The organism is Tabrizicola sp. (genome assembly GCF_041911175.1).
Taxonomy (GTDB): Bacteria; Pseudomonadota; Alphaproteobacteria; order Rhodobacterales; family Rhodobacteraceae; genus Tabrizicola.
Map to the genome: position 1 here is coordinate 1 of NZ_JAYRPN010000092.1, position 9,694 is coordinate 9,694.

The 9,694-nt window shown below is 66.4% G+C and carries 9 protein-coding genes, 2 pseudogenes and 1 riboswitch; of the genes and pseudogenes, 2 read left to right on the forward strand and 9 right to left on the reverse strand.

The genetic code is table 11. The features are described from left to right. The 6 genes and pseudogenes from ACE3P6_RS12795 to ACE3P6_RS12820 all read right to left on the reverse strand — a co-directional run. Nucleotides 1-915: pseudogene (locus tag ACE3P6_RS12795) on the reverse strand (thiamine/thiamine pyrophosphate ABC transporter permease ThiP); the annotation flags it as partial. Then, the gene (gene thiB / locus ACE3P6_RS12800; protein ID WP_374395598.1) at nucleotides 891-1,874 is read right to left on the reverse strand and encodes a thiamine ABC transporter substrate binding subunit; all 984 of its coding nucleotides are present in this window, start codon (nucleotides 1,872-1,874) and stop codon (nucleotides 891-893) included. The pseudogene ACE3P6_RS12795 and the gene thiB, both read right to left, overlap by 25 nt. A 35-nt stretch (nucleotides 1,875-1,909) precedes the next feature. Further along, a riboswitch (TPP riboswitch) is annotated at nucleotides 1,910-2,008 on the reverse strand. 45 nt (nucleotides 2,009-2,053) lie between these two features. Next, nucleotides 2,054-3,844, reverse strand: a complete 1,791-nt coding sequence (locus ACE3P6_RS12805) for a glycosyltransferase family 2 protein (protein ID WP_374395600.1) — start codon at nucleotides 3,842-3,844, stop codon at nucleotides 2,054-2,056. After that, entirely contained in the window at nucleotides 3,841-4,653 is an 813-nt protein-coding gene (locus ACE3P6_RS12810) for a hypothetical protein (RefSeq protein WP_374395603.1), read from the reverse strand. The genes ACE3P6_RS12805 and ACE3P6_RS12810 overlap by 4 nt, the downstream gene beginning before the upstream one ends. Before the next feature lie 21 nt (nucleotides 4,654-4,674). Then, complete coding sequence (locus tag ACE3P6_RS12815) at nucleotides 4,675-5,589, reverse strand: glycosyltransferase family 2 protein (RefSeq protein ID WP_374395605.1); 915 nt, start codon at nucleotides 5,587-5,589, stop codon at nucleotides 4,675-4,677. A 52-nt stretch (nucleotides 5,590-5,641) separates the two neighbouring features. After that, nucleotides 5,642-6,343 (reverse strand): helix-turn-helix transcriptional regulator, encoded by a 702-nt coding sequence (locus ACE3P6_RS12820; protein WP_374395608.1) that lies wholly within the window; start codon nucleotides 6,341-6,343, stop codon nucleotides 5,642-5,644. Between the two features lie 69 nt (nucleotides 6,344-6,412). On the opposite strand from ACE3P6_RS12820, the gene ACE3P6_RS12825 reads away from it, so the two are divergent. Then, nucleotides 6,413-7,021, forward strand: coding sequence for a glutathione S-transferase family protein (locus ACE3P6_RS12825; protein WP_374395611.1), 609 nt, complete (start codon nucleotides 6,413-6,415; stop codon nucleotides 7,019-7,021). A 21-nt stretch (nucleotides 7,022-7,042) separates the two neighbouring features. Here the strand turns inward: ACE3P6_RS12825 and ACE3P6_RS12830 are convergent, their stop codons facing one another. The 3 genes from ACE3P6_RS12830 to ACE3P6_RS12840 all read right to left on the reverse strand — a co-directional run bounded on the left by ACE3P6_RS12830 (nucleotide 7,043) and on the right by ACE3P6_RS12840 (nucleotide 9,399). Continuing rightward, entirely contained in the window at nucleotides 7,043-7,405 is a 363-nt protein-coding gene (locus tag ACE3P6_RS12830; protein WP_374395614.1) for a VOC family protein, read from the reverse strand. A 69-nt stretch (nucleotides 7,406-7,474) separates the two neighbouring features. Then, the gene (locus ACE3P6_RS12835) at nucleotides 7,475-7,762 is read right to left on the reverse strand and encodes an HU family DNA-binding protein (RefSeq protein ID WP_374374945.1); all 288 of its coding nucleotides are present in this window, start codon (nucleotides 7,760-7,762) and stop codon (nucleotides 7,475-7,477) included. Nucleotides 7,763-7,923: 161 nt separating this feature from the next. Further along, the gene (locus tag ACE3P6_RS12840; protein ID WP_374395616.1) at nucleotides 7,924-9,399 is read right to left on the reverse strand and encodes an AMP nucleosidase; all 1,476 of its coding nucleotides are present in this window, start codon (nucleotides 9,397-9,399) and stop codon (nucleotides 7,924-7,926) included. A 196-nt stretch (nucleotides 9,400-9,595) separates the two neighbouring features. On the opposite strand from ACE3P6_RS12840, the pseudogene ACE3P6_RS12845 reads away from it, so the two are divergent. Further along, nucleotides 9,596-9,694, forward strand: a pseudogene (locus ACE3P6_RS12845) (SDR family NAD(P)-dependent oxidoreductase); the annotation flags it as partial.

Below are 9,694 nucleotides of genomic sequence, written 5' to 3' on the forward strand. Positions count from 1 at the left end.
CGGAAGGCCGCGCAGCAGCACCGCGCCAAGCGGAAGCGTCAGGAACAGGCTCGCCGCCGCCAGCGCCAGGCTGTCGCCCCAGCGCCGCCAGCCGCCGGGGGCCGTCAGGCGCAGGTCGCGGTCCAGACCGGCGCCAAAGCCTGCCGGGCGCGTCAGGACCCAGGCCGCCAGCGCCGCCATCGATCCCAGCGCAAGCTGCACCCCTGCCAGCGTCGCGGCCTTGCCGAGGTCGAACTCGAACCGGACCGCCTGATAGATCGCCAGCTCGATCGTGGTGGCCGAGGGACCGCCGCCGAGGGTGATGACCACGGCGAAGCTGGTCAGGCAGATCACCAGGATCACCAGCGCCACCCCCGGCAACACCTCGCGCAGCATCGGCCCTTCCAGGTGGCGAAAGGTCTCTGCCGGGGTGAAGCCGAGGGACTGGGCGAGGCGGATGCGCTCGGAGGGGAGGGCAAGCCAGCCCTGCAGGATCATCCGGCTGGCGAGGGGGAGGTTCAGGAAGATGTGCGCGAGGACGACGCCGTGCAGGCCATAGATGGAAATGGGGGGCAGGCCGAGCGCGATGAGGGCTTGGTTCAGGAGGCCGGAGCGGCCGAAGACGGCGAGGAGGCCGAGGACCGCCACCACGGCCGGGAGAAGGAACGGCGCGCCCATCAGGGTGATCAGCAGGCCGCGTCCGGGGAAGCGTCGCCGCGCAAGGGCACGGGCGACGGGGATGGCGAGAAGGGTGGAAAAGAAAGCGGACAGGATGGCTTGCGCAAGCGAAAACCGCACGGCGGACCAGTCGGCGGCGCCAAGGGAAAGCCCCGCCCCCCGCCAGCCGACGGCGGCGAGGGGGGCCAGCACCAGCGCCAGCAGCAGGACTGCCAGCGCCGGTGCGGCAAGGATCAGCGGGCGAGCGCGGCTTGCCATTCGGCCAGCGCCGGGTCGCGGGCGGCTTGCGCTTCCTCGGGGGTCAGCAGCAGCGACTTCGCCGGGCGGAAGGCGTCGAACCCGTCGGGCAGGCCCGCTGCCGGGGTGACGGCGGGATACATCCAGTTGGTCTGCGGCAGGGCCGACTGGAAAGCATCGGTCAGCATGAAGTCGAGGAACTTGTCCGCAAGCTCGGGCTGGTCGGTCGCGGCCAGTTTCCCGGCGACTTCGATCTGCAGGTAGTGGCCTTCGTCAAACAGCGCCGCCGCCTTGCTGTCGTCGTTTTCCGCGATCAGGTGATAAGCCGGGCTGGTGGTGTAGGACAGCACCATGTCCGCCTCGCCTTCGAGGAACAGGCCGTAGGCCTCGGACCAGCCGGGGGTGACGGTAACGATGTTGTCGGCGAGCGCTTTCCAGACCTCCGCCGCCTTGTCGCCATAGGCCGCCTTGACCCAGAGGAGAAGGCCGAGGCCGGGGGTCGAAGAGCGGGGGTCCTCGATCACGATCTTCAGGTCCGAGGCGGCGAGGGCTTCGAAGGTTTTCGGCACCGCCGTGACCTTGGTCTTGTCGTAGACGAAGGCGAACCAGCCCCAGTCGAAGGGCAGGAACAGCGGGTCGGCATAGTCGACGGGCAGGTCGAGATTCGGAGATTTCCCATGTGGTGCAAAGAGTTGCGTCGCGGCGGCCGCTGCAGTCAGGCTGGTGTCGAGGCCAAGGACGACATCGGCATCGGATGCCGCGCCTTCGAGTTGGATGCGGGCGAGGAGCGCCGCGCCGTCGCCTGCGGGAACGAACTGCAGGTCGCAGGCGCAGGTCGCCTCGAACGCCTTTTCCACCGCCGGACCGGGGCCCCATTCCGAGGTGAAGCTGTCGTAGGTCAGCACGGTCAGGACAGGCGTCTCGGCCAGCGCAGGGGTCGCGATGGCAAGAAGGCCCGCAGCAAGGAGGTATTTTTGCATGTCTTTCTCCATGTTGCGACGGATTGGTCGGGGATGGAGAACCCATGCACCTTCCCTCCGCCGGTATGATCCGGTTCAGGTTCGACGGGTTCGCTTTCGCATCTCAGCCGGTGAGGGCTCCCCGAGGTGGGGAGGAAGATAGGCGAATGCGCGGCGTGTGCAAGGGGTGAGGTGGAGGGCTATTCGCGGCGGAAGTAGATCGTGCCGTTCGGCTCGCCGTTCATGTCCTCGGTGAAGCCGAGAGCGGCGAGTGCGGGTGCGAGCCTGGTCCGGGCCGCAGCGACTTCGGAGGGGTCGAGGAAGGGGATCAGGATGCGGCGGATGCCTTCCAGCACCGCAGCGTTGAACGCCTCGGGCGGGAGGAGCGGGCCGGAGAGGCGCAGGACCTCGGGGCGGATTTCGGCGAGAAGCCTGTGCAGGCCGGACCAGAGGCCCTCGGGATTGAGGGTCGCCTGCGACCACGCGATCCCGCCGGCATCGGGAAAGTTCAGCGCGGCGATGCGGCGCGAGAGGGTGAGGAGCGAGGGGCGTTCGTCGTGGATCGTCACCTGCAACTCCGGGTTCGCGGCCCTGGCGCGCAAGACGACGAAGCCGATGCCGCAGTCCAGGTCGAGAAGCCTTGTGCAGCCGGTCAGGAAACCCGCAATGTTGCGGGCATGGCGGCGGTCGAACTTGCCGGACTTCAGCACTTCCAGCGTTGCGGCGGTGAAGACGCGGGGGTCGAGCGGGAGTTTCAGCCCCTGGTTCTCGACCAGCTCCAGCGGAATCTCTTGCGACAGATCGGCGGAGCCGGAGACGTAGGGCGAGGCGAAGGGCGAGCCCCAGCCGGGCGGCGGTGGGGTGCGGCGGTCTTCCTTCGGCTGGGCATTGCGGCGCTGTTCCAGCTTGGTCTGCACCGCCTTCACCGCCTCGGGGTCGCGGGCCTTGGGCGGCTTGGCGACCACCTGGCTGATCGGGACGTCGGAAGCGGCGATCAGGTTCTGCACATAGGCCTGATAGTCCGGGGACTGCTGGTATTCGGCCAGCCGCGCCTCCGCCCTTGCATGGGCGGCTTCGTGCAACCGGCGGACCTCGTCGTCCTTCAGCAATTCGGCCATGATCTCGGCGCGGCGGTCGCGGTGGCGGAAGATGCGGGTATCCTCGACCTCGTTCCGGTCCTGCAGCGACCAGTAGTCGGAGTTGTACTTGTCCTTCTTGAGGTTCGCGTTGCCGCGGAACTTGCGCAAGCTATAGGCATCCATCGACTTGATGGCATAGTGATTGATCTGCGCCCAGTCGTAGCCCACCGTCCGGCGGATCGAGCGCCAGCCGCGGAACTTGAACCAGTCCTCCAGCGGGCGGCCCGAGCCGTTCACCCAGAGGATACTCTCGGGATAGTCGGTGTCCTTGTGCTGCGACTTGATGATCGGGCGGTGCATGCCAAGCCGCAGGTACTTCGGGTCGAATTTCAGCATGGTCTTGGTGCCCCAGCCCTTGTTCCAGAACTCGGGCGCGGCGCGGGTGAACTGGTCGGTGATGGGCTGGCGCGACCAGTCGCGGATGCCGGACGACCCGAAGATGCGCCAGGTCAGGACCATGGCACTGGCATTCATGGCGGCCAGGTCAGTCACCAGCCCGTCCAGCGTGCCGGAGGGATGGTTGAGGCAGAGGAATTCATCGGCGTCGAGGACGAGAAGCCAGTCGGAATTGACGATCAGCTCTTCCTCGGCGGCACTTTTCAGCATCGAGGGGTGGGGCTTCATGCTCTCCGGGATCAGGTTCTCGCGGTGGTGGACGCCGATGTCCATCGCCTCCAGCCGCTTCAGGAGCGTATCGGTGCCGTCGCTGCAGTCGTTGGTGTAGACCATCAGATCGGTGAAGCCGAGGGCAAGGTGGTGCGCGACCCATTCCACCACGGTCGGGCCTTCGTCCTTCATGGTGGACAGGGCGACGAGACTGCCATGCGGGCTGGTCTGTTTCGTGAAGGTCATTCTTCCAGCGCGGCGCTGGGGTCGATGTCCAGCTTCTCGCACATGCGGGCGATGTAGCTGCCCTTCAGCGGCGGGTTCTTGCGCCACCAGGGCCGGGCCGCGTTGGTGTAGATGTGGACAGACAGGGTCGCGTCGGTGAAATGGCCCTCGACGGATGAATGCGGGTCGTAGAACACGTCGTTCAGCTGGAAGGGCACCGGATACAGCGTGTCGGCCCCCATCGCCTTGTCGATATCGCCGGTCACTTGCGCGAAATGGGTGAAGGCCTGCGGCCCGAAGGCGGTGCGCTCGGTCTGGTAGATGCGGACCGGCTTCGGGATGGAACGGTCAAGCTTGTCCATCTTCCGGCGCTGCTTGTTGCCCCACCAGGCGGGGTAGTCGGGCAGGTTGTCGTAATAGTCGAGCAGGCTTTCGATCAGGCGGCCCGTCTGCGGCATGGCGACCACGCCACAGTTCAAGGCACCGCGCATCCCGTGGCCGGCATAGATATGCTCCTGCCCTTCCGGGAAGGGGCGGTAGCAATAGGCGTCGCAGTCGATCCAGATCGCCCCGGTGGCGGCGATCATCTTGTAGCGGAAGACGTTCGACAGGAACGAGGCCGAGGTTTCCGCCACGATGGCGCGGTCGATCTGCATGATCTCGGAGGCGGGACGGACCTCGACCCCCTTCGGCACATTGCGGACCTGATCGGTGCAGTAAAGCGTGACCGGATGGCCCATAACCAGATGCGACTTCAGGCAGAGCTGGTTGATGTAGTGCAGGCTTTCGCCAATCCAGAGCGAGGCGACAGGGCGGCGGTTCAGGTCCATGCGGGTGCCTTTGATGCGATGTCAGAAGACCGAAGCGAAGCGGTCGGGAAGCCGGTAAAGTTCCTTGCTGCGGCCACCGCCGAAGAAGGTGACCTTGCCGTCATGCAGGTGCTGCTGGCCCTCGACCATCTTCTTGCGGAACTCGGGCAGATCGGCGTCCTCGCGCACGGCGACACCCTGCGACAGCCGCTTGAAGTCGTCGAGGTTTCTGCCCCACTGGCCGGTGCCTTTCGCCTCCTCGTTGCCCGCCATCATCAGCTGCCGCATGTCGCGGCGCGATTCCAGGCGGGCCATCGAGGTTTGATAATCCACGAAGCGCAGGTGCAAGAGGTAGAGATGCGGGTCCAGCACGCGGGGCTGGTGGTTGTTCGCATGGCCGCCGATGGTGAACATCGCATCCTTGCGGATCACGCAGGGCTTGGCGTAGTTCGCATTGGCGCGGAACACCCGGCGCCGGGACAGGATCGGCTGCCCGGGCAGGATCGGTTCGGGTTCTGCCTCGGGGTTGTGGACCAGCTCGATCCCGAACGGGCAAAGCGAGGCGGGGGTGGATTTCGCATGGGTGTGGCGGCCGAGGTAGGTGACAAGGTCGGGCGCGATGGCGGGGTCGACGATCACCACCTCATCGACATCGCCGACGATGATCCAGTTGTAATAGCGCAGCATGCCGGAGGCGAAGCTGGATTTGAACATCCAGCGCCGCCGTGTCAGCCGGAACAGCGTCGGGTCGCGCGGTAGGGCGATGACGTTGCAGCCTTCGGCGATGCGGCGGTGCTCGGGGTCGCCACCATGCGACAGGATATACAGGTGTTCGCGCCCGAACTGCCGTCCGTAATAGTCAACCCAGCGCTCCAGGAAGAAATGATCCTGATAGGCCATCGTCACGGCCCCGGCCGGCTTCTTCGTCGGGTCAAGCGTGGCAGGGGGTTCGGACATCGGGCCTTCCTTGGGCGTGTCGGCGGACGCTATCACGCGGCTTTGCGGCACTTCAAGCAGAGCTGGCCAAACGCTCACCGCGCAGCTTCTCGAGGAACGCGCGCAGAAGCGGCACCCGGCGGGGGCGGAAGCTTTCGTCGGCCAGGGTGACATCCGTCATCTGCAGCACCTTGAAGCGGCGGAAATCCTGCCGCAAGCAGCAGAAGGCCAGCACCTGAACCTCCCGGTCCAGAAAGACGGTGCCCAAGGGCCAGATGCGGCGCGCGGTCATCCGGCCCGAGGTATCGCGGTAGGTGAGGTCGACCGCGCGTTCCTCCCAGGCGGCTTCGCGCAGGAGATGCAGATGCGGCGGGGCCGGATTGCGCGGCTCGAAACGGTAGGACCGGCTGACCGCATGGATCGCCTGGCGTTGCACCCGGTCGGGCAGGGTGGCGATGATCTTGCCCTGCGCCTCGGCGGCGGCACGCGCCAGCATCGCATCGCCCGACTGCGCGACTTCGGCCAGGCCCAGGACCAGCGCCTCGACCTCCAGCCGGGTGAACATCTGCGGCGGCAGCGCCGGGTCTTCGGTCAGCGTATAACCCGCCCCGGCCTCGCCGTCGATCAGCGCGCCGCCCGCGCGCAGCGACTGGATATCGCGGTAGAGCGTGCGTTCGGACACACCCGTCTCCTCGGCCAGACGCGCCGCCGTGACGGGCTGGGGCAGCATCCGAAAGGCCGAAAGCAGGCGGAACAGGCGGTCGGGCTTTGGCATGTCATCCTGACAGTTTCTGGCAGGAGCAGGAGCCTAGGATGAACCCATCGGAAAGCAAAGGAGAGAAAGATGCTGACCCTGTTCCATTCCCCGCAAAGCCGGTCTTCGGCGATCATGGTGCTGATCGAGGAGATGGGGATCGCCGACCGGATCGAGGCCCGGCAGGTCTCGATTCCGCGCATCGACGGCACCGGCCACCGCGATCCGGCGAACCCGCATCCCGAGGGCAAGGTTCCGGCGCTGGTCCACGATGACCAGCTGATCACCGAACGCGGGGCGATCATCCTGCATCTGACGACGCTGTTCCCCGACACTGGCCTGTCGCCCAGGATCGGCACCCCGGAATGGGGCAAGTTCGTCAGCTGGCTGACCTGGTATCAGGGCGTCCTGGAACCCGTGGTGATTTTCGAGGCCGCCGGGCTCAGCCATCCCTGGCTGGAGGGGACCTTCCGCGACCACAAGGCGGCTGCCGCAAGGATCCGGTCGGCGCTGGAGAAGGGACCCTGGCTTCTGGGCGACGAGTATTCGGCGGCGGACCTTTTGATCCACGGGCCCTATGCCTTCTTCCCGGATGCGACGCCCGACGATCCGCTGATCCGCGACTGGGTGGCGCGCTGCAAGGCGCGTCCGGCGCGGCAGCGGGTGATTGCGGACGATCTCGGGCGCATGGCCGCCTGAAGGAACGGCAGCCGCGGGCGGTCAGGTCGCCGGCGGCTGCCACAACTCGATGGGCGTGTCCTCGGGGTCGTGGATGCGGGCGAAGGTGCCATAGCTGCCATCGCCGTCCCAGTCGGCGCGGGTCTCGACCGCGATCCCGGCGGCGCTCAGCTGCGCGATGAGGCCGGGAAGGTCATCGACCCGCAGGTTCAGCATCCACTGCTTGTCGGCGGCAAAATACCCGGTATCGGCCTTGAAGGGCGAGAAGACGGTCGGCCCGGCCTCCTGCATCCAGACCGTCGCGTCAGGTTGGGTGATGCCCAGGTGGATGCGATACCACTCGGCCAGCGCCTCCGGGTCGCGCGCCCGGAAGAAGATGCCGCCGATGCCGGTGACTTTGGCCATGCGTCGCTCCCAAAGCAAAAGGGCCGCCCCCAGGACGACCCTCTCACGAAATCCGGTCGGGCAGAAGCCTCAGCCGTTGACCACGTCCTTCAGCGCCTTGGCGATGGCGAACTTGACCTGCTTGTCGGCGGCCTTGGTCATCGTCTCGCCAGTGGCGGGGTTGCGGACCTGACGTTCCGGGCGGGCCTTGCAGGCAACCTTGCCGAGGCCGGGGATCGTCACGGTGCCGCCCGCGGCGACTTCGCGCGACACGACGGCCGCAATGGCATCCAGAGCCGCGTTCGCGGTCTTCTTGTCACCGCCCATTGCGTCAGCGACGGCAGCCACCAGTTGGGTCTTGGTCATCGGTTTGGACATTGGTTCATCCTTCGTTGTTATTTGTTTCGCGTCGGAAGCACGCAACCGCCCGCAAATGACGGGCGTCCCCCGGTTCCGGGGCCACGGCCCAGACACACGGTTTGGGGGTCAAAATCAACCCCCGAACCGCCGAGGCGGGGTATTTGACGGCTTTTTCCGCCTCAAAGGAACGCGGTTTCCTCGAAGGACCGCAGTTTCCGGCTGTGCAGCCGCTCGATGGGGGTGTCGCGCAGCCGCTCCATCGCGCGGATGCCGATCTGCAGGTGGCGGCTCACTTGCGTCTTGTAGAAGTCGGAGGCCATGCCGGGCAGTTTCAGCTCGCCATGCAGGGGCTTGTCGCTGACGCAGAGGAGCGTGCCGTAGGGCACCCGGAAGCGGAAGCCGTTGGCCGCGATGGTGGCGCTTTCCATGTCGAGCGCCACGGCGCGGGATTGCGACAACCGGCGCACCGGGCCGGACTGGTCGCGCAGTTCCCAGTTGCGGTTGTCGATGGTCGCAACGGTGCCGGTGCGCATGATGCGCTTCAGCTCGTAACCTTCCAGCTGGGTCACCTCGGCCACGGCCTTCTCCAGCGCGATCTGGATTTCCGCCAGCGCCGGGATCGGCACCCAGACCGGCAGGTCATCGTCCAGCACATGATCCTCGCGCAGATAGGCATGCGCCAGGACGAAGTCGCCAAGCGACTGGCTGTTGCGAAGCCCCGCGCAGTGGCCGACCATCAGCCAGGCATGGGGCCGCAGGACGGCGATGTGGTCGGTGGCGGTCTTGGCGTTCGACGGGCCGACGCCGATGTTGACCAGGGTGATCCCGTTCCCGTCGGAGCGCTTCAGATGGTAGGTCGGCATCTGCGGCAGCTTGTCGGTGGGCTGGATCACCCCATCCGGCGTCTCGATCAGCTGGTTCCCGGTCGCGACGAAGGCGGTGTAGCCCAAGGCCGGATCGCCAAGGGCGGCACGGGCATAGGCCTCGAACTCGTCGACATAGAACTGGTAGTTGGTGAAGAGGACGTGGTTCTGGAAATGCGTCGGGTCGGTCGCGGTGTAGTGCGACAGCCGGGCGAGGGAGTAGTCGACGCGCTGCGCGGTGAAGGGCGCAAGCGGGGCCGAGCCGTCGTCATAGCGCGTCATCACCCCGTTGACGATGTCGTCGTTGGTGGTGACAAGGTCCGGCACGTCGAAGACGTCGCGAAGCGAGAAGTCCATCACTCCTTCCTGCGGGATGGCGACAGTGCTGCCCGAGACGGCGAAATGCACCGGCATCGGCGTGTCGCTCAGTCCCACATCGACCGAAACGCCGTGGTTGCGGATCAGAAGCTCGATCTGCTGGATCAGGTAGTTGCGAAAGAGGTCGGGCCGCGTGACCGTGGTGGCATAGGTGCCGGGGGCCGAGACATGGCCGAAGGCGAGGCGCGTATCCACCTTGTCGAAGCTGGTGATGGTGATCCGGATCTCCGGGTAGAAGGCCCGGATGCGGCGGCCGGGATTGCCTTTGGCGACAGTGCGCAGGAATTGGTCGGACAGGAACTGCGTCGCCTGGGTGTAAAGCTCCTCCAGCCGGTCGACTGCGGCGGCGGCGCTGGTGAAGCTTTCCGGCGGCCGGGCTTCGGGGGAAAGGGTGGAGTGGGCGTCTTCCAGCATCGCGGGTCCTGAAATGTGATCCGGCATATAAGCCGAAACCGGGGCGGTTCCGCAAGTGAAGCCATTGTGACAGGTCAGGCCAAGCGCGCCCTTCAATCCCTGATCCATGCGACACCTCCCGCTCCGCAGCATGGAATGCGCGACCCCTTGCCGCAAGCCCTTGCCTCCCCCCGCCCGCGCCCCGATAGTCCGGCCCATGTCCACGCTTCTTTCCCTTGGCCACGGCTATTCCGCCCGCGCCCTTGCCCGCCGCCTGGTCCCGCAGGGCTGGCGCGTCATCGGCACCACCCGCAAC

Excerpts from the sequence above, each read along its gene's own strand:
- thiB (WP_374395598.1), bottom strand. The coding sequence starts at position 1,874 with ATGCAAAAATACCTCCTTGCTGCGGGCCTTCTTGCCATCGCGACCCCT.
- ACE3P6_RS12805 (WP_374395600.1), bottom strand. The coding sequence starts at position 3,844 with ATGACCTTCACGAAACAGACCAGCCCGCATGGCAGTCTCGTCGCCCTG.
- ACE3P6_RS12810 (WP_374395603.1), bottom strand. The coding sequence starts at position 4,653 with ATGGACCTGAACCGCCGCCCTGTCGCCTCGCTCTGGATTGGCGAAAGC.
- ACE3P6_RS12815 (WP_374395605.1), bottom strand. The coding sequence starts at position 5,589 with ATGTCCGAACCCCCTGCCACGCTTGACCCGACGAAGAAGCCGGCCGGG.
- ACE3P6_RS12820 (WP_374395608.1), bottom strand. The coding sequence starts at position 6,343 with ATGCCAAAGCCCGACCGCCTGTTCCGCCTGCTTTCGGCCTTTCGGATG.
- ACE3P6_RS12825 (WP_374395611.1), top strand. The coding sequence starts at position 6,413 with ATGCTGACCCTGTTCCATTCCCCGCAAAGCCGGTCTTCGGCGATCATG.
- ACE3P6_RS12830 (WP_374395614.1), bottom strand. The coding sequence starts at position 7,405 with ATGGCCAAAGTCACCGGCATCGGCGGCATCTTCTTCCGGGCGCGCGAC.
- ACE3P6_RS12835 (WP_374374945.1), bottom strand. The coding sequence starts at position 7,762 with ATGTCCAAACCGATGACCAAGACCCAACTGGTGGCTGCCGTCGCTGAC.
- ACE3P6_RS12840 (WP_374395616.1), bottom strand. The coding sequence starts at position 9,399 with ATGCTGGAAGACGCCCACTCCACCCTTTCCCCCGAAGCCCGGCCGCCG.